The 22,021-nt window shown below is 72.5% G+C and carries 16 protein-coding genes; 6 read left to right on the top strand and 10 right to left on the bottom strand.

What is annotated here, in order from left to right:
- The 4 genes from ACFFRH_RS03970 to ACFFRH_RS03955 form a co-directional block, all read right to left on the bottom strand.
- Positions 1-5,492: beta-ketoacyl synthase N-terminal-like domain-containing protein (locus tag ACFFRH_RS03970; RefSeq protein WP_386154217.1), on the bottom strand; the 5,492-nt coding region annotated here is incomplete at its 3' end.
- A gap of 124 nt (positions 5,493-5,616) precedes the next feature.
- Complete coding sequence (locus ACFFRH_RS03965) at positions 5,617-6,858, bottom strand: type III PLP-dependent enzyme domain-containing protein (RefSeq protein WP_386154215.1); 1,242 nt, start codon at positions 6,856-6,858, stop codon at positions 5,617-5,619.
- Positions 6,855-8,381: an AMP-binding protein gene (locus ACFFRH_RS03960; RefSeq protein ID WP_386154212.1), complete on the bottom strand. Its 1,527-nt coding sequence runs from the start codon at positions 8,379-8,381 to the stop codon at positions 6,855-6,857. The genes ACFFRH_RS03965 and ACFFRH_RS03960 overlap by 4 nt, the downstream gene beginning before the upstream one ends.
- A 353-nt stretch (positions 8,382-8,734) precedes the next feature.
- Positions 8,735-10,279 (bottom strand): AMP-binding protein, encoded by a 1,545-nt coding sequence (locus ACFFRH_RS03955; protein ID WP_386154209.1) that lies wholly within the window; start codon positions 10,277-10,279, stop codon positions 8,735-8,737.
- Positions 10,280-10,543: 264 nt separating this feature from the next.
- Between ACFFRH_RS03955 and ACFFRH_RS03950 the strand changes: the two genes are divergently transcribed.
- Entirely contained in the window at positions 10,544-10,792 is a 249-nt protein-coding gene (locus tag ACFFRH_RS03950; RefSeq protein ID WP_386154207.1) for an acyl carrier protein, read from the top strand.
- 120 nt (positions 10,793-10,912) lie between these two features.
- Here ACFFRH_RS03950 and ACFFRH_RS03945 read toward each other — a convergent pair whose 3' ends face one another.
- From ACFFRH_RS03945 to rfbC, 5 genes are read right to left on the bottom strand one after another with little or no spacing between them, the layout of a single operon-like run.
- Positions 10,913-11,863 (bottom strand): ACP S-malonyltransferase, encoded by a 951-nt coding sequence (locus tag ACFFRH_RS03945; RefSeq protein ID WP_386154204.1) that lies wholly within the window; start codon positions 11,861-11,863, stop codon positions 10,913-10,915.
- A 4-nt stretch (positions 11,864-11,867) separates the two neighbouring features.
- A complete protein-coding gene (locus tag ACFFRH_RS03940) occupies positions 11,868-12,767 on the bottom strand; it encodes a proline iminopeptidase-family hydrolase (RefSeq protein ID WP_386154201.1) in 900 nt (299 codons plus the stop codon).
- A gap of 11 nt (positions 12,768-12,778) precedes the next feature.
- On the bottom strand, positions 12,779-13,111 hold the full coding sequence (locus ACFFRH_RS03935) for a hypothetical protein (protein ID WP_386154198.1): 333 nt from the start codon (positions 13,109-13,111) through the stop codon (positions 12,779-12,781).
- Positions 13,108-14,232: a DegT/DnrJ/EryC1/StrS family aminotransferase gene (locus tag ACFFRH_RS03930; protein WP_386154195.1), complete on the bottom strand. Its 1,125-nt coding sequence runs from the start codon at positions 14,230-14,232 to the stop codon at positions 13,108-13,110. Before ACFFRH_RS03930 ends, ACFFRH_RS03935 begins: the two co-directional genes overlap by 4 nt.
- A 28-nt stretch (positions 14,233-14,260) precedes the next feature.
- Positions 14,261-14,872: a dTDP-4-dehydrorhamnose 3,5-epimerase gene (gene rfbC / locus ACFFRH_RS03925; RefSeq protein ID WP_386154192.1), complete on the bottom strand. Its 612-nt coding sequence runs from the start codon at positions 14,870-14,872 to the stop codon at positions 14,261-14,263.
- Positions 14,873-15,825: 953 nt separating this feature from the next.
- On the opposite strand from rfbC, the gene ACFFRH_RS03920 reads away from it, so the two are divergent.
- From ACFFRH_RS03920 to ACFFRH_RS03900, 5 genes are all read left to right on the top strand, one after another.
- Positions 15,826-16,089, top strand: a complete 264-nt coding sequence (locus ACFFRH_RS03920; protein ID WP_386154190.1) for a hypothetical protein — start codon at positions 15,826-15,828, stop codon at positions 16,087-16,089.
- Positions 16,086-16,376, top strand: coding sequence for a hypothetical protein (locus ACFFRH_RS03915; protein ID WP_386154187.1), 291 nt, complete (start codon positions 16,086-16,088; stop codon positions 16,374-16,376). Before ACFFRH_RS03920 ends, ACFFRH_RS03915 begins: the two co-directional genes overlap by 4 nt.
- Before the next feature lie 205 nt (positions 16,377-16,581).
- Positions 16,582-17,958 (top strand): crotonyl-CoA carboxylase/reductase, encoded by a 1,377-nt coding sequence (ccrA, locus tag ACFFRH_RS03910; RefSeq protein WP_386154274.1) that lies wholly within the window; start codon positions 16,582-16,584, stop codon positions 17,956-17,958.
- Positions 17,959-18,978 (top strand): 3-oxoacyl-ACP synthase III family protein, encoded by a 1,020-nt coding sequence (locus ACFFRH_RS03905; RefSeq protein ID WP_386154184.1) that lies wholly within the window; start codon positions 17,959-17,961, stop codon positions 18,976-18,978.
- Positions 18,975-19,835, top strand: a complete 861-nt coding sequence (locus ACFFRH_RS03900) for a 3-hydroxybutyryl-CoA dehydrogenase (RefSeq protein WP_386154181.1) — start codon at positions 18,975-18,977, stop codon at positions 19,833-19,835. Before ACFFRH_RS03905 ends, ACFFRH_RS03900 begins: the two co-directional genes overlap by 4 nt.
- A gap of 862 nt (positions 19,836-20,697) precedes the next feature.
- Here the strand turns inward: ACFFRH_RS03900 and ACFFRH_RS03895 are convergent.
- Entirely contained in the window at positions 20,698-21,492 is a 795-nt protein-coding gene (locus ACFFRH_RS03895) for a thioesterase II family protein (protein WP_386154178.1), read from the bottom strand.
- Between the last annotated feature and the right edge of the window lie 529 nt (positions 21,493-22,021).

Genomic DNA, 22,021 nt, shown 5'->3' with positions numbered 1-22,021 from the left:
GCCTGCGACAGGAACCGGAACGCCTCCGGCGCCCGCCGCACATCCCACGACCGCACCGGCAACGGCCGCACCACCCCCCGCCCGAACAAATCGAGCACCTCGGAGAACATGTCGCGCAGGCCGTCGAACCCGGCCTCCATCAGCGAGTACGGGAGGTAGTCGACCCCGGTGTGCGCGGCGGCGACCTCCTCGGGGGTACGCAGGTCGGTCTTGCCGATCTCCAGGAACCGGCCGCCCCGGGGCAGCAGGCGCAGGGAGGCGTCCACGAACTCGCGGGCGAGCGAGTTCAGCACGACGTCCACGCCGCGGCCGCCGGTCGCCCGCAGGAAGTGTTCCTCGAAGTCCAGGTCGCGGGAGGAGGAGATGTGCTCGTCGTCCAGGCCCAGTGAGCGCAGCACCTCCCACTTGGCCGGGCTCGCCGTCGCGAACACCTCCGCGCCGAGGTGGCGGGCCAGCTGGATCGCGGCCATGCCCACCCCGCCGGCACCGGCGTGCACCAGCACCGACTCGCCGGGCTGGAGGCGGGCCACGTGCTTCAGGCCGTGGTAGGCGGTGAGGAACACGCCGGGCACCGAGGCGGCCTGCTCGAAGGTCCAGCCCGCGGGGATAGGCGCCAGCAGCCGCCGGTCGGTCACCCCGACCGGCCCGAACGCCCCGTCCAGCAGGCCGAACACCCGGTCACCCGGCGCCAGGTCCGCCACCCCTTCCCCGACCTCCAGCACCACGCCGGCGATCTCCCCGCCGATGGGCTCGTCGTTCTCGGGCACCATGCCCAGGGTGACGACCAGGTCCCGGAAGTTGAGCCCGGCGGCGCGGACGGAGACCCGCACCTCGCCGGGCTCCAGCGCCCGGCCCATCTCGGGGGCCGGGACCAGCGTCAGGTCCGTCAGGCTTCCCTTGACCGGCGCGTCCAGCCGCCACTCGGCCACCCCCGCCGGAGGCACCAGCCCCCCGCCGGACGCGGCCCGCGCCAGACGGGCGGCCAGCACCCGGCCCGACCGGACGGCCAGCTGGGGCTCGCCGGAGCCCGCGGCGGCGAGCAGGGTGCCGTCCCGCACCTCCTCCTCGTCGAGGTCCACCAGCACGACCCGGTCGGGGTTCTCCGACTGGGCCGAGCGGAGCAGGCCCCACACCGGGGCGTTCGCCATGTCGCGGACGTCCTCGCCCCGCCCGGCCGCGACCGCGCCCCGGGTCACCACGACGAGCCGCGCCGACCCGAACCGCTCCTCGGCCAGCCACTCCCGCACCACCGCCAGCGCCCGGCGCGTCGCCGACCGCACCCCCTCCACGACGTCCCCGTCATCGGAAGACCCGAAGGAGACGAACACCAGGTCGGGAACCACCCCCGACCCCGCCAGCGCCGCCAGGTCCTCGAACCCCTCGGCCACCACACCGGCCGCGCGCAGGCCGTGCGCGTCGGGGCCGACCAGGACGGCCCGGCTCTCCCCCGATGTCTCCACCACGGGCAGTACGGCCCAGTCGAGGCGGAACAGCGAGTCGTGGTGGGAGGTGGCCGCGGCGGCGAGCTGCCCGGAGGAGACCGGGCGCGAGACCAGCGACCGCACCGACGCGACGGCGGCCCCGGAGGGGTCGGCCAGCCGCAGCGACACGCTGCCGGGGCCGTCCGACCACAGCCGCACCCGCGCGGCGGCGGCGCCCGTGGCGTACAGGGAGACCCCGCTCCAGGCGAAGGGCAGGCTCACCCCGTCGGCGGCGCCGTCCAGCAGCGACTCGGCGTGCAGGGCCGCGTCCAGCAGTGCCGGGTGGACGCCGAAGCGCTCGGCCTGCGCGCCCATCCCCTCGGGCAGGGCGACCTCGGCGAAGATCTCGTCGCCCCGCCGCCACGCCGCACGCAACCCCTGGAACACCGGGCCGTACCCGTAGCCCTGGCCCGCCAGCCGCTCGTACAGGCCGTCCAGGTCCACCGCCGTCGCGCCCGCCGGGGGCCACTCGATGAGGTCGAACACCTCGGGGGACACGGGTGCGGCCACGAAGCCGGTCGCGTGCCGGGTCCAGGGGGTGTCGAGCGGGGCGTCCTCCAGCCGGGAGTGGACGGCGACCGGGCGCCTGCCCGTCTCGTCCGGAGCGCCCACCGACACCTGCACCTGGACCCCGCCGCCACCTGTCAGCACCAGCGGCGCCTCCAGCGTCAGCTCGTCCACCACCCCGCACCCCACCTGGTCACCGGCGCGCACCGCCAGCTCCACGAACGCCGTACCCGGCAGCAGCACCGTGCCGGAGGCGGCGTGGTCGGCGAGCCACGGGTGGCTCTGGAGCGAGAGCCTGCCCGCGAACAGCACCCCGTCGGAGTCGGCGAGCATCACGGCCGCGCCCAGGAGGGGGTGGTCGGCGGCGGTGAGCCCGGCCGAGGTGACGTCGCCCCCGGGGGTCGCGGCGTCCAGCCAGAAGCGCCGGTGCTGGAAGGCGTACGTGGGCAGGTCGACCCGGCGCGGCCCGTACGGGGCGAACGCCGCGTCCCAGGTGACCTGGAGGCCGCGGACGTGGGCCTCGGCGAGCGAGGCGAGGAAGCGGCGCGGGCCGCCCTCGTCGCGGCGCAGGGAGCCGAAGGCGAAGGCGTCGGCCCCGGCCTCGTCGATCGCGTCCTGGACGCTCATCGCGAGCACCGGGTGCGGGCTGGACTCCAGGAACACGCGGTGCCCGTCGGCCAGCAGCGTCCGGACGACCTGGTGGAACTCGACGGGGTAGCGGGCGTTGCAGAACCAGTACTCGGCGTTCAGCCCGGCGGTGTCGAGCAGGCCGCCGGTCACCGTCGAGTAGAAGGGGATGTCGCCCGTCTTCGGGGAGACCGGGGCGAGCATCTCCAGCAGGCGCTCGCGCAGCGGGTCGACCTGGGCGCAGTGCGAGGCGACCGAGGAGGCCACGACGCGGGCGCGCACGCCGACGGCCTCGCACTGGGCGACCAGCTCGGCCAGCGCGTCGGAGTCGCCGACCACCGTCGAGGAGAAGGGGCCGTTCTTGCCGCCGACGGACAGCTTGCCGTGCCAGTGGGCGAGCCGGCGCTCCAGCTCGGTGGCGGGCAGCGCGACGGCGGCGACCCCGCCCCTGCCCACCAGGGTCTCGGCGAACAGGCGGCTGCGCAGCACGATCACGCGGACCGCGTCGGCCAGCGACAGGGCTCCCGCCACGTACGCGGCGGCGACCTCGCCCTGCGAGTGGCCGACGACGGCGGCCGGCCTGACGCCGTGGGACTTCCAGAGCTCGGCGAGCGAGACCATCACCGCGAACAGCGCCGGCTGGACGACCTCCAGCGGCTCCAGGGTGGGCGCGCCGGGGACGCCGCGCAGCACGTCGAGCAGCTTCCAGTCCACGTGGGTCTCGATCTCCGCCGCGCACTCCTCCATGCTGCGCGCGAAGACCGGGGAGGAGTCGAGCAGTTCCACGGCCATGCCGGCCCACTGGGACCCCTGGCCGGGGAAGACGAAGATCGGGCGTACGTCGGCGGGGGCGACGCCCTCGAACACGCCGGGGGCGGACTCGCCCTCGGCGAGCGCGGCCAGTCCCGCGAGCAGCTCGTCGTGGCCGGACGCGACGACCACCCCGCGGTGGTCCCACGTGGACCGGGTGGTCAGCAGCGAGTGCCCGAGGTCGACCAGGCCGGCGAGGTCGAGGTCCTCGCGGTCCCGCAGGTGGGCGGCGAGGCGCGCGGCCTGGGCCCGCAGCGCCGGCTCGCTCCTGGCCGACAGCGCCACCGGCACCGCGACGGGCGCCGCGACGGACGCCTCGGTCCCGGTCATGTCCCCGGTGTCCCCCGCGTCCCCGGTCCCGGGGAGAGGGGCGGCGGCCGGGGCCTCCTCCAGGATGACGTGCGCGTTGGTGCCGCTGACGCCGAAGGAGGACACCGCGGCCCGGCGCGGGGCGCCGTCCTTGTGCCAGGGAAGCTCCTCGGTCAGCAGCTCGACCGCGCCGAGGGACCAGTTGACGTACGGGGAGGGCGCGTCCACGTGCAGGGTGCGGGGCAGCACGCCGTGCCGCATCGCCATCACCATCTTGATCACGCCGGCGGAGCCCGCCGCCGCCTGGGTGTGGCCGATGTTCGACTTGATCGAGCCCAGCCGCAGCGGCGGGGCGTCGCCCCGGCCGCGCCCGTAGGTGGCCATCAGGGCGTGCGCCTCGATCGGGTCGCCCAGCTTGGTGCCGGTGCCGTGCGCCTCGACCACGTCGACGTCACCGCTGGAGAGGCCGGCGTTGGCCATCGCCTGGCGGATGACCCGCTCCTGGGAGGGCCCGTTCGGCGCGGTCAGCCCGCTGCTCGCGCCGTCCTGGTTGATCGCCGAACCGCGGATGACCGCCAGCACGGGGTGGCCCTGGCGGAGCGCGTCCGACAGCCGCTCGACCACGATGACGCCGACGCCCTCGGAGAAGCCCGTGCCGTCGGCGGAGGAGGAGAACGCCTTGCAGCGGCCGTCGGCGGCGATCACGCGCTGCTTGCTGAACGCGGTGTAGGTGCCGGGGGTGGACATCACGGTCACGCCGCCCGCCAGGGCCAGGGGGGTCTCGCCCGTCCGCAGCGACTGGCAGGCCAGGTGGATCGCGACCAGGGAGGCGGAGCAGGCGGTGTCGACGGTGAGCGTCGGCCCCTCCAGGCCGAGGGAGTAGGCGATACGGCCCGACACGACGCTGGTGGCGTTGCCGGTGACCAGATACCCCTCGATCTCGCCGGGGGCCTTGTCCAGCCGGGGGCCGTAGTCCTGCGGCTCGGCGCCGATGAACACGCCGGTCTGGCTGCCCTTCAGCGAGCGCGGGTCGATGCCCGCCCGCTCGAAGGCCTCCCACGCGGTCTCCAGCAGCAGCCGCTGCTGCGGGTCCATCGCGACGGCCTCGCGCGGGTTGATCCCGAAGAAGTCGGGGTCGAACTCGGCGGCGTCGTGCAGGAAGTGCCCGACGCGGGCGTAGGTGGTGTTGGCCTTCTCCGGGTCGTCGTCGAAGAGCCGCTCCAGGTCCCAGCCCCGGTCGGTGGGGAATCCGGTGGTCGTCTCGGTGCCCTCGCTGACGATGCGCCACAGCTCCTCGGGGGTGGCGACGCCTCCCGGGTAGCGGCAGCCGATGCCGATGATGGCGATCGGCTCGTCGGAGCCGACGGTCGCGCGGACCTCGGAGGTCTCCTCGGCGGCCATGTCGAAGACCTCGGTGAACAGGTACACGGCGATGGCGGCGGGGGTGGGGTGGTCGAAGGCGAGCGTCATCGGCAGCTCCGCGCCGATCGTCTCGGCCAGCCGGTCGTGCAGCTCGACGGCGGCCAGCGAGTCGAAGCCCATCTCCCGGAACGCCTGGTGGGGGTCGACGACGTCCGGCGCGTACGGCAGCACGGTGCGCAGGATCTCGACCGTCAGGTCGTGCACGAGCTCGACCAGGAAGCCGAGCTGCCGCTCCGCGGGGAGGTCCGCCCGGGGGAACTCGAACGCCGAGGGTTCTCCCCGCCCGCCGCCCGCCGCGCCGGAGGTGCCAGAAACGAACTGCTCGGACTCGCTCATCCGTCCACTCCACGTCGTGTGAAAAAGCCGTATTGATCTTCGAAATCCGCCTGGGCCGCCCGCCTTGGCGCGGGACGGCCCCGCCGGGCCGCGCGGCCGGGATCCGGCCGCGCGCCCGGGTGGGTCAGCTGTACTTCCGGACGAACTCGACGCGGGAGGCGGACACGACCTCGCCGCCGCGCGTGATGACCTCGGCGGGCGCCGGGCGCCCGAGGAACATCAGCAGGCTCGCGGTCATCCCGTACGCCCCGGCGTTGGGGATGCTCACCACGTCGCCGGCCTTGAGCACCGGCAGCCGCACGTTCTTGCCGAGGAGGTCGCCCGGGGTGCACAGGGGGCCCGCGAGGGTCGCGACCTCCAGCTCGCCGGGGTCGGCCCCCTCGGGCAGGGCGTCGTCGTCCAGCCGCACCGACACCGGCAGCAGCCGTCCGAGGCCGGACATGCCGCCGAGGGTGTTGATGCCGGCGTCGAGGATGACGAACTTGCGGCCCCGGCTCTCCTTGACGTTGACCACGGTGCACAGCAGCTCGCCGGAGTCCCCGACCAGGTGGCGGCCGGACTCGCAGGCGATCTCCGGGACGCCCTCGCGCCAGCCCGGGAAGTGCTCGTCGAGGATGACCTCCAGCTCCGCGCGGAGGTTCGGGTACGCGGGCCGCTCCCCCGGCGACAGGTACGGGGCGGCGAAGCCCCCGCCGATGTCCAGGAGGCGGATGGGCAGGCCCGTCTCCCGCTGGATCCCCGCGGCGACCGAGATGGTGTGGCGGAACTCCCCGACGAGGCTCTCCTCGTCCTTGGCGTTGCTCAGCGAGAACAGGTGCGCCCCGGCCAGCCGGGTGCCGGGCACCGCGCTCAGCTCGGGCATCAGCTCCGGCAGCGTCTCGCTGTCGATGCCGAACTGGGAGGGCGTGCCGGTCATCCTGATGCTGGTGGCCGCGCTCGACGTGGCGCTGTTGACGCGCAGCAGGCAGTCGACCTCCACGCCGTGCTCGGTCGCCACCTCGCCCACGTGCCGCAGGTCGGTCGGCGACTCCACGGAGAACGAGGCCACCCCGGCGCGGATCGCGGTCCGCAGCTCCTCGTAGGTCTTGCCGGGACCGGTGTAGAGGATCTGGGAGCCGTGGAAACCGGCCTCCAGCGCGGCGGTGAGCTCCCCGGTCGAGCTGATCTCGGCCAGGCAGCCGCGCTCCCCGTCGCCGCGCAGCGCGCGGGCGATCTCCGGGTGGGGGTTGGCCTTGAAGGAGAAGAACAGTTTGAAGTTCTCCGGCAGCGAGGACAGCAGGGCGTCACGGGCGGCCGTGACGCGGTCGAGGTCGTAGACGTACAGCGGGGAGCCGTACCGCGCGACGAGATCCGCGTTCCTGCTCATCGCGCGTCCTCCAGCAGCAGCGTCAGCCGCTTGCGCTCGTTCTTGCCGTTGAGGGTGAGGGGGAACTTCTCCAGCACGTGGCAGGCGGCGGGCACCTTGGGAGGTTCCAGCCGCAGGGCGAGCTCGCGCAGCACCGCGTGGGGGGCCAGGTCGCTCTCGACGAACACCACGAGGTCGCGGTTCTCGTCGGGGGGCAGGGCCACCGCCGCCCGGACGCCGGGGATGTCCATCGCGGCGGCCTCGATCTCCACGGTGCTCATCCGGGTGCCCTTGCGCTTGAACATGTCGTCGCGGCGTCCCTGGAAGTAGAGGTAGCCGTCCTCGTCGAGCCGGCCGTAGTCGCCGGTGTGCAGGCGCGCCTCGCCGGTCTCGGGGTCGGGGCGGTAGGCGCGCGCGGTCAGCGCCGGGTCGCGCCAGTAGCCGGCCATCACGTTCGGCCCGGCGACGACGATCTCCCCGACCTCGCCGGCGGGCAGCGGGCGGCCCTCGCCGTCCAGGATCAGCACCCGGGTGCCCGGCAGCGCCCGGCCGGACGCGCCGGGGCGCTCCCGGTCCAGCTCCGGTTCCATGATCGTGACGCGCTTGCACTCGGTGATGCCGTACATCCGCACCACCCGAGCCCCGGGGAAGGACTCGTGCAGGCTGTCGATGGTCGCGGCGGGCAGCGCCGCCCCGGTGTTGGTGAACATCCGCACGGCGGGCGCGGAGCCGGGGGCGCGCCTGGCCAGCGTCGCGATCATCGAGCCCAGGGAGGGCACGACCGGGACGACGGTGGCGCCGCAGTCGCGGATCTGCGCGAGCAGCACCAGGTCGGGGCCGTCCCCGGCCAGCACCAGCTCCGCGTGGCCGAGGGCCGACAGGAAGATCTGGTACAGGCCGTAGTCGAAGGACATCGGCGGGCGGCAGAAGACCACGTCGTCCGGCCGGTAGCCGAGCACCGCGTTGATGGCGGAGGCGGCGTAGGTGACCCGCGCGTGCGGGCACACGACCGCCTTGGGCGCGGCCGTGCTGCCCGAGGTGTAGATGAGGATCGCGACGTCCTCCGGCACGACCTTGACCGGCTCGTGCCCGGCGGGCCGGCCGGCCAGCTCCTCGACCTCGGCCCAGATGTCGTCGATGTCGTGCACGGGCACGGTGGCGAGGTCCCGTACGGTCTCGCCGGACTCCCCGGATCCGATGACCAGGGCGGGCCCGGAGTCCTCCAGGACCGACCGCAGGTGGAAGGGCTTCATGCCGGGGTTCAGCGGTACGAGGACGGCGCCGCGCCTGGAGACGCCGTAGACGATGGGGACCATCTCCCGCCGGTTGGGAAGCTGGACGATGACCCGGTCGCCGTGGCCGACCCCCCGGTCCGCCAGCCAGCCGTCGAAGGCGTGGCTGAGCTCCTCGACCCGCCGGTAGTCCCAGCCGCCCCGCGAGTCGCGGACCGCGGCGTCGACGGGCCTCGCGGCCGCGGCGTCGTCCAGCAGATTGTGTATGAGATCCGACCGCAGGGGCGGCGCCCCGGGAATCAAGCCGTCCAACGTGACTCTCCCGTCCCTGGAAAAGAAAAAGGGAATTATTTCCGGCGGCCCATTCATTTGCTTCACGATTGGACCAGACAAATCCACGGAAACGGTACCTCGGGTTTCCTCGCGACCCCCACCCCCTACGCCCCCCTAAGAGTCCGGGGGGTGTGTTCCGGCACTGGGGTTCCTTTCTGGGGTCCCTTTCCGTGGCCGCTTTCACGGGGGCGCCTTTGCGGGGGTGCCTTTGCGGAAACCCCGGCGTCGCGGGCCGCGCGGATTCGGGGCCGCGACCGGCGTCGGAGCCGGAGCGGGAACCGGTGCCGGCGGGAACGCCGTCACCGGCCCCGGGCCGCGTCATGCGGGCCGCGTCACGCGGGCCGCGGCCTTCCCCCGTTGACGAGCAGGCCGGCGGCCCGGTCGCGCAGGCCGGCGCGGTCGACCTTGCGGTTGGGGTTCAGCGGCAGCTCGTCCAGGTGCCAGTAGTGGCGGGGGATGATGCCCGGCGGCAGGATGTCGCGGAGCCGGGTGGCGAGGTCCGCCGGGCGCACGGGCGTCCCGGTGTAGAACACGACCAGCTCGGTGACGCCGTTGATGGTGCCGCTCACGGTCACCGCGTCCTCGACCCCCCCGTACAGGCGGAGGGCGTGGTCGATCTCGGCGAGCTCCACCCGCCAGCCCTGGACCTGCACCTGGGCGTCGGCCCTTCCCAGGTAGACCAGCTCGCCGTTGGGCGCGCGGCGGATCCGGTCGCCGGTGTTGTACCAGGTGCGCCCGTCGCGCTCGACGAACCGGTCCTTGTCGTCGGTGGGGTCGAGGTAGCCGCGGGTGGCCTGCGGCCCGGTGATCCACAGCTCGCCCTCGTCGGGGTCTGGCCTGCCCCGGTCGTCCAGGAGCAGGTGGTCGTGCCCGTCGTTGACGGTGCCGATCGGCGACATGCCGTTGACGCCCAGGCCGGGCGAGGTCTCCGGGTCCCAGCGGTGGCCGGTGATGGTGATGGTCAGCTCGGTCGGCCCGTAGAGGTTCTCCAGCGTGGAGGAGGAGGCGGCCCGCTGCCAGTCGGCGGCGTCGGCGCACTTCAGGGCCTCTCCGGCGAAGAGGCTCCAGCGCAGGCCGGGCAGCGCGTCCGGTTGCAGGCCGCTGGTCCTGCGGACCATCGAGATGGCGCTCGGCGTGGAGAACCACACCGTGACGCCCTGCTCCGCGAGGAACCCCGGCAGGTCCCGGTAGGCGTGCGGCGGCACGGCGACCACGCTCGCCCCCGCGCCCCAGGCGCAGAACAGGTCGAACATCGCGCAGTCGAAGGTCAGGTCGAAGGTCTGCGAGAAGACGTCCCCGGGGGTGAAGTCGTAGCGCCGGTCGAGGAGGCCGAAGTAGTGGGCGGTGTTGGCGTGGGTGATCGGCACCCCCTTGGGACGGCCGGTGGACCCCGAGGTGAACAGCACGTACGCCACGTCGGAGGGGTCGACGGGACGGGGGCTCGCGAGCGCGTGCGCGGGGTCGGGGGCGGTGGCCCCCGGGTCCAGGACCGCGACGTCCAGCCCCCCTGCCCGCAGTTCGGCGGCCCGCGCCGCGCCCCGGTCGTCGACGACCAGCGCGGAGACCCCGGCGGCCTCGATCATCTGCCGGGTGCGGGCGGCGGGGAAGTCCGGCTGCAGCGGCACGACGGTCACCCCGGCGAACAGGCCGGCGAGGATGCCGACGTAGGAGGTGGCGCCCTTGACGGCGAGCACCCCTACGGCCCCCGGCGGGGCGGGGGTGGAGCGCAGCAGCGCCCCCGCCCACAGCAGCGCGGAGCGGTGGGCCTCGGCGTAGGTGACGGCGGTGCCGCCGACGCGGAAGGCGACCCCCTCGGGGGACGCCTCCAGGCCGCGCAGAAAACGCGAGTAGAGCGCGTGGGAGGTTTCTGTGTTCATTTCCGTCCTCGGATCTCGATGAGCGCCCATAATTATTCGGATACACCTCACGGAAAGCACCGGATTAATTCAGTGAATTCCGGCGGGAATGGTGGACACCCGCGCGGGCGCGCGCTACATTCGGCGGAAGAGGGGCTGAATCCGCAGTAGTGCCCGATACGGGCGCCGCCCCAGGGGCGAGTTCCGAGAAACGCGACCCCGGTCGCCGTTGTTCTTCGCGCGCCCCCTCATCGCGACCACCGTTGAGAAGGGAAATCGATTGCCATGTGGGACGATCGTTTCGAGGAGATCCTGCGCCGGCAGCTCCCCTTTCTGCCCCCCGAGGAGAAGCTCGGCGAGGACGGCAACCTGGCGGGCTTCGGGCTCGACTCGCTCGCCATCGTCGAACTCCTGGCCACGCTGGAGGAGGAGTACGGCGTGCGGTTCCAGGACGACGCGCTGACCATGGAGACCTTCGAGACCCCCGGAACGCTCTGGAAGACCCTGTCCGGGATGCTCAGGCCCGTCGCCTGATCCGCCGGGGCCCGCGGGCACGTCCCCCCCGGACCCGCGGGCCCCTCTCGGACGGGCCCCCTCGGACGAGTACGGTGAGCCGCTCGTCTCGCGCACGTCCCCCCTCACCCGCGGGCCCCCTCAGGCACCGGAGGGCCGCGCCGGCTGCGGCGCCATCGCCACCCGCGGGTTCACCGGGACGACGGTGAAGTTCCTCGTCGTCACCGGCACCCGCCCGAACAGGCTGTCCTGACCGGCGACGCAGACCCTGGCCACGCCGAGCCCCCGCAGGGCGGCCACCACGTCCGGCCAGCGCAGTGCCCGCACGAAGCCGTCGAGCAGCATCGTCCGCACCTGCTCCCCCGTCGTCAGCACCGTCCCGTCGTGGTCGTCGACGACCGGCAGGCGGGGGTCGGCGAAGCTCAGGCCGTCGAGCACCTCCTCGGCCGCCCTGCGCCGCAGCGGCTCGAACGCGGCCGAGTGCATCGGGGGCCGCATCGTGTAGAGCGAGAGGCCGCCGACCGAGCGGACCCGCTCCTGCAGCCACTCCACCCGCCCCTCGCGCAGCGACAGCATGTGGAAGTCGTGGTCGATGTGGCAGGACAGGTCGTGCCACTCGCCGTACCCGTCCAGCTCCGCCAGCAGCTCCCGCAACCTGGGCTCGGGGACGCGCACGAAGGAGTGGGTGACGATGTCGGTGTGCTCGCGGGCGAAGTACTCCTCGGTGCGGCGGGCCAGCCCGGCGGTCATGCGCACGGCGTCCTCGAAGGACAGCGCCCCCGAGTAGGCCGCGGCGGCCTTGCCGCCGAAGCTGGGGCCCGCGCACACCTCCGGCTCGATGCCCAGCTCCCGGCCGGCCCAGTCGGCCAGGGCCAGGCAGTTGACCATGAACGCGACCTGCGCCGCCTCGGTGTAGTCGTTGCCCGAGTCGCGGAAGCGGCCGGTCAGCGAGTAGCCGAGCGCGTCGTCGGCGAGCGCGACCAGCCTCCGCGCGGAGGGGTTGTCGAGCATGAACGCGGCGACGTCGGTGAACTTCGTGGGGCCCATACCGGGAAAGACGATCGCGGTGGCGGCCTTGGCGCCGGTCTCCATATGGCTATTCCAAACTCTTGAGGAACTCGGTCATGACCGCGGTGAAGCGCTCCGGCTCCTCCAGGTGCGGCGTGTGGCTGGAGTTCTCGAAGATCTCCCAGCGCGCACCGGGGATGAGGTCGGCGTACGGCCGCACCGTGACGGGGGTGGCCTCGTCGTGCCGGCCGGAGATCACCAGGGTGGGCACCGCGATGTCGGGCAGGAGGTCGACCACCCCCCAGTCGCGCAGCGAGCCGATCACGTGGAACTCGCTCGGCCCGTTCATCGCGTAGTAGACGGCGGGGTTGTTGTAGATCTCCATGAAGGTCGCGAGGAACTCGCGCGGCCACGGGTCCAGCGTGCAGACGTGGCGGTTGTAGAAGACCATCATGGCGTCGAAGTACTCCTTGGAGTCCGTCGTGCCGGCGGCCTCGTGCCGGCGCAGCGTGTCGTCGACGCCGGGCGGCAGCCGGTCGCGCAGGACCCGCATCTCGCTCAGCCACAGCGGGTACGAGGCGGGCGCGTTGGCGACCACCAGGCCGCGCAGCCCCTCCGGCCTGGCGGAGGCGTGCGCCGCCGCCAGCAGGCCGCCCCACGACTGGCCGAACAGCACGTAGTCGTCGTCCACGCCCAGGCCGCGCAGCAGGTTGTCCAGCTCGTCGAGGAAGAGCCGCGGCGTCCAGAAGCCCGCGTCCGCGCCGGGCAGGTGGGTCGAGCCGCCGTTGCCCAGCTGGTCGTAGTGGACGACGGGCCAGCCGGCCTCGGAGAGCACGGCCAGGCCCACCAGGTAGTCGTGCGTGCTGCCCGGCCCGCCGTGCAGGGCGACCAGCGCCGGCTTCCCGGACCCGGGGGTACCGGTCACCCGGTACCAGGTCTTGTGCTCGCCGAACGCGAGGGTTCCCTTGACGCTGGGGGCGATGGACATGTGAACCTCCCTCACCGGGCCGGCGTACCGGTGCCGATGTCGGTGTCGGTGCCGGTACCGGAGTCGGCGTTGACGCCGGTGCCGGAGTCGATGTGGGCACCGGAGTCGGTACCGGTACCGGAGTCGGTACCGATGTCGGTGTCGGTGTCGACGTCAATGCCGGTGCCGGAGTCGATGTCGGCACCGGCATTGATGCCGATGTCGGTGTTGCCGGTGTTGCCGGAAACGGCCGCCCGGCGCGGGGTCCGCCGGGAACGGCGGCCCGGGCAAGGCCGCGGCTCCCGGAGGTCGCGGGGGGCCGGGCGCCCTCGCGCGCCCGGCCCCGCGGGCGGAAGGGCCGTCACCAGCCCTTCCTGATCGTGGTGACCACGTGCTCGCGCTGCTCGTCGGTGACCCACGAGCCGACGGGCACGCAGACGATCCGCGGGGCGACGCGTTCGAGGTTGGGCAGCAGGGCCGAGTAGTCGCGCACGCAGGTGTGCAGGTCGTTGCGCTCGTGCACATTGCTGACCATGATCCCCGCGTCGTCCATGCGCTTCATGAACGACTCCCGGTCCTCCACCTTCATGGGGTAGATCCAGAAGGACGACTCCCGGTCACCGGCCCGCTCGGTCAGCTCCAGACCGGGGATCCCGGCGAGTTCGCGGTCGTAGAAGGCGGCGTTGTCGCGGTGCCTGGCCAGGACCCCGTCGACGGCCGCCAGGTTGGCCAGCCCGATCGAGGCGTTGATGTCGTTCATGTGGATCTTGTAGCCCCACTCGGCGACGTCGGGCGGGTTGCGCAGCCGGTCGGCCGTGCGGTCGATGCCGAACCAGCGCAGCAGCCCGGCCCGCCGGTGCAGCTCGTCGTCGGGCAGCACGAGCGCGCCGCCGTCGCCGGAGGTCAGGTGCTTGATGGCCTGGAAGCTGAAGACGCAGATGTTGCCGTGGGTGCCGATCGGGCTGCCGTGGTAGGTGGCCCCCCAGGCGTGCGCCGAGTCCTCGATCACCGCCGGCCGGAAGCCGAACCTGGCCTCGGCCTCGTCGAGGATCTGGCCGAGCCGGTCGAGGTCGACCGGGTAGCCGGCGAAGTGCACGACCATGATGGCGCGCGTCCGGGGCGAGATCTTGCGGGCCAGGTCGTCCAGGTCGACGTTGAGGGTGGCCGGGTCGACGTCGACCCAGCGGATGCGCAGCCGGTTGGCCAGGATGGCCCAGTTGGTGGCCTCCATGGTCAGCGGCGTGGACAGCACCTCGCCCTCGGGGTCGCCCTTCTCGCTGCGGTCGCCGGCGACCAGGTGCAGGGCGAGCTGCAGCCCGGCGGTGGCGCTGTTGAGCGTGGTCACCCGGGGGTTGCCGATCCTGTCGGCCAGTGCCCTCTCGAACTCCTCGACCTTGGCGCCCTGGCCGATCCTTCCGCTGCCCAGGACCTGGGCGGCCGCGGCGGGGGCCTCGGGGGACATCGACACGCTGAACAATGGGATCATCACTGGCTCCAGGGTTTCCGCGGGGTCGTCATCCGGTGAAGGCGTAGTCGTCGAGCTCGGCGTACCTGGCCCTGCAGTCGGCGTACGAGGGCAGCAGCCCCAGCTCGGCGGTCTCCCGCAGCGACGGGGCGGCGCGGTCCTTGTCCGACAGCAGCAGCTCGTCCTGCCGCGGCCAGGGCAGCGCCAGCTCCGGGTCCAGCGGGTTGATCTGGATCTCCCCCTGGGGCGACCAGGTGCTGGAGCACAGGTAGACGACCGTGGCGTGCGCGGTCAGCGGGGCGAAGCCGTGCGCCAGGCCCTCGGCCAGGTAGAGGGCGTGCCGGTTCTCCGCGGTCAGCTGGACCGCGACGTGCTTGCCGTACGTGGGCGAGCCGACCCGGATGTCGACGAGGATGTCGACGATGGCGCCCTGCGCGCAGGTCACGTAGCGGGCCTGGCCGGGCAGGGCGGCGGCGTGCAGGCCGCGGATCGTCCCGGCGCGCGACACCGAGCAGTTGACCTGGGCGACCGAGAGGGGATGGCCGATCGCCTTGTGGAACGCGGGCTGGTTGAAGATCTCCAGGAACAGTCCCCGATCGTCCGAGAAGATCTGGGGGGTGACCAGGAACGAGCCGTCCACTTCGAGCTGGTGGATCTGCATGTCCGAAACCTTTCTGGGAGCTGCCGGGTATCGGTGACGGGTGCCGCGGGCCCGCCGGCCGGAGGCCCGGGGAACCGCGCGCACCGCGCACGCCGCACGTGCCGCCCGGCGCGTCGGCGGCGTGTCACCGGACACGCCACCGGCCGTCGCGCCGCCGTCGGCACGCCGCCCTCACGACACGCGAAAAAACCGCGCGCCACCTTTCCCCGCACGTCGGGAACGCGCACGAAAAACTCACGAGAAACCACGAGAAACCACGAGAAACATGGCGCGCATAATCCGGAGCCGCGGTCGACGAGTATTCGTGAAACGCGGCCACCGGCGATCGAACTCCCCTTGCCCGCCTTTTCCGGACCTGCCCGCGGGTAGGGGGAGGACGTGTTTCACCGAGGTTCGGCGGGCCGGGTTCCGCGTCCGGTGCCTTTCTCGCCGACACCGTTCATGGTCGTCAGCCGCGCGGCGGCGAACAACCCCCTAGCCCCCCTTAACGAGGAGGGGTGGAGCGGCCGCGCCCGCCCGCCGGAACAGCGGTGAGCTGGGCGAGGGCGCCATCGGTCACACCTCGCCGGTGTCCGGTCCGGTACCGGCGCCGGCGTGCGGGGCGGCGCTGTCCCCGCCCGCCCCCGGCTCTCCCCTATCTCTCCCCGCCGCGAAAACGCGCGGGGAAACCCTCGTGGCCCGTGCCGGGCCTGGTGGCCGCAGGGGCGGAAGAGGGCCACCAGGATGGACAAATCCGTTAGGGGTGCGATAAGGGTTACCCGCGGCTGACATATAGCATTTCACCCAATAGCGTTTCACCCATGGCCGGGTAGAACAGGGCTGATTTCCATTCCTGTCACCGCTGAAACCCCCGGCCGTCAACGGCCGGTCGCGGTCGTACCCATTCTCGATGGGGGTTCTCACGTGCCAGGAAACAGACCCTTCACCGTACCGACTTCACCTGGGAACAGATGATGGCGTCGACCGTCGGCCATCCGGGCGCCCGGCGGGAGCGCGAGCTCGGCCGGCGCGCGCCGGCCGTCCGCCCGGCGCGGCCGCTCGCCCCGGGCCCGCCGTCCGCGCCGCACGACGAGGACGGGAGCGGCGTCTCCGCGGTGCGGGGCCGCGCCGCGGGGGTCGGCGCGACCGCCTGCCGCGCGGACGCCACCGTCGCGCGCGGCGCGACGGGCGCCGCGGACAGCCTCAGGATCGTGGACGCCACGAGCGGGGCGGGGTGACCAGGCCCGGGACGAGCGCCGAGGCCGCCGTCGGCGTGCCGCGCCGAGGCCGGCCGGTCGACGGCGACAACGGCGACGACGACAGCGACAGCGACAGCGACGAGCGCGAGGCGCCGCGGCTCCGGCCCGTCGGCGAGCGCGTCCGCACCGCGGGAGGAGCCGGCCGCGCCCTCTCCCCGGGCGTCGCCGGCGAGGTGGCCGGCACGGCGCGCACCCGGCGCGGGATCGCCGGGGCCCTCGCCGTCGCACCCGCCGCACACGGCGGCCACGGGGACATCCCCCTCTGAGCCGCCTTCCCCGCCTTCCCCATCACGACTTCTCCGGTCACCTCCGGAGACCGCTTCACGACCATGGACGGGCCCGTCCTCCGACGGCTGTCACCGCAGGCAAGCCCACCACACCGAAAGGAGCCGGTGGATTCCGATGAACGCCGCTTCCCCCGACACGCCCTTCCCCCGCCTGGCGAACCCGGCGGCCCCCTCCGCGGACCCGATGGCCGAGGCCCTGCTGGGCGGGGCCTCCCCCGACCAGCTGGCGCGGACCGCGCTTCCCGAGGAGTATCTCGCGGCCCATCTGCGGGTCGAGGACGTCGACATGTTCACCGACATCGACGACAAGGACGTGCGCAAGTCGCTGCGCGTCGGGCGGGTGGCGATGCCCGAGCTGGCGCCCGACGAGGTCCTGGTCGCGGTGATGGCCAGCTCGATCAACTACAACACCGTCTGGTCGGCGATCTTCGAGCCGGTGCCGACGTTCAGCTTCCTGAAGCGGTTCGGCGCCACGGGCGGGTTCGCCGCCCGGCACGACCTGCCGTACCACGTCCTGGGGTCCGACGCCGCCGGGGTGATCGTCCGGGTCGGCAGCGGGGTGCGCCGCTGGCGGGTGGGCGACCACGTCGTGATCAGCCCGGTCCAGGTCGACGACCAGGAGCCGGGTACGCACGGCGACGGCATGCTCGGCGCCGAGCAGCGCGTCTGGGGCTTCGAGACGAACTTCGGCGGCCTGGCCCACTACACGGTGGCGCGCGCCAGCCAGCTCGTCCCCAAGCCCGCCCACCTGACCTGGGAGGAGGCCGCCTCCATCACGCTGTGCGCGGGGACGGCCTACCGCATGCTCGTCAGCCGCCAGGGCGCGAGCATGAAGCAGGGTGACATCGTCCTCATCTGGGGCGCCACCGGCGGCCTCGGGGCGTACGCCGTGCAGATGGTGAAGAACGGCGGCGGCATCCCGGTGGGGGTGGTCGGCTCCGCGGCGAAGGCCGAGGCCCTGGAGCGGCTGGGCTGCGACGTCGTCATCAACCGCAACGAGATCGGGATGGGCGACGACGTCCCGAACACCCCGGCGCGGACGATCGAGCTGGGCAGGCGCCTCGGGAAGATCATCCGCGAGAGGGCGGGCGGGGACCCGCACATCGTCTTCGACTACATCGGCCGCGCGACGTTCGGCATCTCGGTGTTCGTGGCCCGGCGCGGGGGTGTGGTCGTCACGTGCGGATCGAGCACGGGCTACGACCACCACTTCGACAACCGCTACCTCTGGATGAACCTCAAGCGCATCATCGGCAGCCACGCGGCGAACCTCCAGGAGCTGTGGGAGTGCCTGCGGCTGTTCGACCTCGGCAAGCTGATGCCGACGCTGTCGTCGGTGTACCCGCTTGAGGAGGTCGCCGAGGCCGCGCGGCTGGTGCAGACCAACGGGCACCTCGGCAAGGTGGGCGTGCTGTGCATGGCCCCCGAACCGGGTCTCGGCGTCACCGACCCCGTGACGCGCGCCAGGATCGGCGAGGCCAGGCTGAACCCGCTGCGGGAACCGTCCGGCACCGCGTCCGCGCTCCCGTTCGACGCCCCCCTCGTCGCGGGGAGGGCGTAGGTGGCCGCGGCCAGGCGAACCGCCGGGATTCTGGCGACCGGGTCGTACCTTCCGAAGGAAGAGATCGACAACGAGCAGCTGACGGAGCGCGCCGACACCACCGCGGAGTGGATCCACCGCAAGACCCGGATCTCCTTCCGCCGGTACGCCGCGCGGGACGAGGCGACCTCGGACCTCGCGGCACGGGCCGCGGCGAGCGCGCTCGAACAGGCCCGCCTCGACCCCGAACGGGTCGGCTACATCATCGTCGCCACCTCGACGGGCGACTCCCCGCAGCCGCCCACCTCCTACCTGGTGCAGAACGCGCTCGGCGCCTACAACGCCGCCTGCTTCGACATCAACGTCGTGTGCAGCGGGTTCGTGTACGGGCTCGCCCTCGCGCGGGCCCTGCTGGCGGTCCAGCCCGACGCGTACGCGCTGGTGGTGGGCGCCGACATCTACTCGCGCATCCTCGACTTCACCGACCGGCGCACCGCGGTGCTGTTCGGGGACGGCGCCGGCGCCGCCCTCGTCGGCCCGGTGCCCGAGCCGTACGGGATCCTCGCCTGCGACCTGTCGAGCCGCGGCGAGGCGCACGGGCTCATCCACGTCAAGGCCGGCGGCAGCAGGCTCCCGGCCTCGCACGAGACCGTCGCCTCCGGCGACCACTACTTCAGGATGAACGGCCGCGGGGTGCGGGACTTCGTGATGGAGAACGTCCCGCCCGTGCTGAAGAAGCTGGTGAACGGCACCGGCCACCGGCTCGACCAGGTCGACGCCTTCGTCCCGCACCAGGCCAACGGGGTCCTGCTGGACGAGCTGATCGAGCGGTCGGGACTCACCGGCGCGCGCACCCCGCGCACGCTGGAACGGTACGGGAACGTCGGGAGCGCCTCGGTGCCCGTGGCACTCGACGAGGCCAACCGGACGGGCATGCTCGGCGACGGCGACCTGGTGCTGCTCGCCGGTTTCGGCGGTGGCATGGCGACGGGCGCGAGCCTGCTCCGCTGGTCGGCCACCACTCCCCTGGAGGCGAGATGAACGACATCCACAGGGTCGGCGTCGTCGGGTGCGGGGTCATGGGCTCCGGCATCGCCGACGTGTGCGCCCGCGCGGGACTCGACGTGCTCGTCGCGGTCTCCAGCGGGGCCTCGGTGGCCCGCGGCCGTCAGCGGCTGCGGGACTCCCTCGACCACGGCCTGCGCAAGTCGGTGATCACCGAGGCGGAGCGGAGCGACGCGCTGGAGCGCGTCACCTTCACCACCGACCTCGGCGACCTCGGCGACCGGCAGATCGTCTTCGAGACGGCGCCGGAGAACGAGCTGACCAAACTCGACCTGTTCGGCGCGCTGGACAAGATCGTGGAGGACCCGGACGCGATCCTGGCGTCGAACACGTCGTCCATCCCGATCATCAGGATGGCGAAGGCCACCGGCCGCCCCGGCCAGGTGATCGGCGTGCACTTCTTCAACCCGGTCCCCGCCCTGCCGCTGGTGGAGGTGATCGAGTCGCTGCTCACCGACGACGAGACCCGCGCCCGCGCCGAGGCGTTCGTGGTCGGGACGCTCGGCAAGCAGGTGATCCGCTCCCCCGACCGGGCGGGCTTCGTGATCAACGCCCTGCTCATCCCGTACCTGCTGTCGGCCATCCGGATGGTGGAGACGGGCTTCGCCACCGCCGACGTGATCGACAAGGGGATGGTGCTGGGCTGCTCGCACCCGATGGGACCGCTGAAGCTCGCCGACCTGATCGGCCTGGACACCGTGGCCTCAATCGCCGGCGCGCTGTACGAGGAGTTCAAGGACCAGCAGTACTCGCCCCCGCCGCTGCTGCTGCGCATGGTCGAGGGCGGCCTCCTCGGCAAGAAGACCGGCCGGGGGTTCCACATCTATTCGTAGGCTCTCCCCCGATATTCGTAGGCTCTCCCCCGATCCCGATCCCGATCCCCGAGAACGGCGCCCGGACCTGGTCCGGGCGCCGTTCTCGCGTTCTCACGCGTCTGGGTGAACGCGCGACCGGACGTACCGCCGTGAACGCGAGCGGACGCGGAACCGGCGCCCGGACGAGGGCCCGGAACGGGCGGCGGCGGGCGGGAGGGGGACACGTCAGCGAGACACGTCAGCGGGATACGGCACGCCCCGGGAACCGGGAAGGACGTCCGGCAGCAGTGGCGCGGAAACATTTCGACGCGGACGCCGGAGCGGTTCCGACGCGGTGACCGTCATTTCGACACGGGTGGACAAGTGTACGGAATGAGAAAAAACGTTTTTCGACACGAAGACCGCGAAGAGCACGGAGACAGCGCGCCGCCAGGCGGACGCGAGCTCGTGAGCCACACGCCGCCCCCACGGCCACGAGAACGGCCGTGACGGGCGGGCTCACGGACACGGGACGGGAAAGACACACCCCACCCGCGGGCACGGTGACGGCCATGAGAGGCGGCCCGACGCGCGCGAAACCGGGGATCGCACGCGGCCTCACGGACACGAGACCGATGGCGGCACGCGGCCCGGTGCGCGCAGGATCGCCGTGCCCCCCGGGCGCGAAGCCCCCGGCACCCCCGTGGCGCGCCGGGATGTCCCACGTCGTTCCACAAGGCCACAAGGCCACAAGGCCACAAGGCCACAAGGCCGGGCTACAAGGCCGCAGGGCGAGACAGGGCGACAGAACGACAGGGAGACAGGGAGACAGGGCGTTCCGCGAGGTGGCCGGGCGTTCCGCGGAGCGCCGCGGGCGCCTCCGAGCGCTCGCGCGGCGGCCTCAGCGGCTCGGGTTCCCCGCCGCCAGGGCCGACGAGACGCGGGAGGCGACGATGCCGACGATCTCCTCGACATGGTCGGTGAGATAGAAGTGGCCGCCAGGGAAGAGCCGCATCTCGAACCCCGCCTCCGTGTGGTCGCGCCACACCTCCACGTCGTTGGGCCGCGCCTTCGGGTCGTCGGTGCCCGACAGGGCCACGACCGGGCACGACAGCCCCGGACCAGGCCGGTAGCGGTAGGTCTCGACGGCCCGGTAGTCGCTTCTCACCATGGGAAGCACCGCCCGCATGAACTCGTCGTCGCCGAGCACCTTCGCGGCGGTCCCGCCCAGCCCGCGCAGCTCGGCCAGGAACCCGTCGTCCGGCCGCAGGTGCGCCCGCTCGTCACGGTGGACCGACGGGGCACGCCGCCCGGAGGCGAACAGCACCAGCGGCACGGTGCCACGCTCCTGCAACCTGCGGGCCACCTCGAAGGCGACGAGAGCCCCCATGCTGTGACCGAAAAGGGCCAGGGGGCGGCCGGTCCACACCTGGAGCGCGTCGGCGATCCGGTCGGCCAGCTCGCCGATGTCGTCCAGGCACCTCTCGGCCCGCCGGTCCTGCCTGCCCGGGTACTGCACCGCGAGCACCTCGATGCCGGGCGGCGCCAGGCGGGCCACCGGGAGATAGAAGCTGGCCGCGCCCCCGGCGTGCGGAAAGCACACCAGCGCGGCCGGCGCACCGGCCGCCTCGGCCCCGGCGGGCCCGAAGGGGAGACGCCGGATCCACGTGTCGTCACCGTTCTTGACGTCGTCCATGACACCGTCCCACTCTGAGTTTCGCCTCCCGGCACGCGGCCGGTCCGCCGGCCCCGCACCGATCTCCGGGCCACCGATTTCGGCCGTCACGAACCCCGGGAATCACAACCCGTTTCACAATTGCGCACGAAGAAGAGTGAGCCAGGTCACCGTCATTCGCACGGATTCATTCACCACTGAACGTGATCCGCCAATCACAAATCGGTAATACATGGCCGCCTACATGCGCCACGATATCCAAAGCCACCTGCAAGGATCCAGCGGAACCGGACCAAGCGACCCCCTAAATCGGCTTCCCGCATAAGGGTTGATAGGGGGTTTGCATTTTTCGCAGGAGAAGTACATGATCTCGCTGGGTGCGTACGGGGCACCCCGACATCATATACACGATGCCGTGATGAAACTAGCGGTAGGGGGAATGATGAAATCACGCTTACCCATGTGATGAAATCCATCGAGTCGCCTTCCCTCCCGTTTCGGGGCATCGGCGAGGGGGAAACTTGACAGCATCCGTGACAAAAGGTAGGTT

The sequence above is a fragment of the Streptosporangium vulgare genome (genome assembly GCF_042428775.1).
GTDB lineage: Bacteria > Actinomycetota > Actinomycetes > Streptosporangiales > Streptosporangiaceae > Streptosporangium > Streptosporangium vulgare.
Note: the sequence above shows the minus strand (reverse complement) of the source record. Positions and strands in the feature narration are given on the sequence as shown.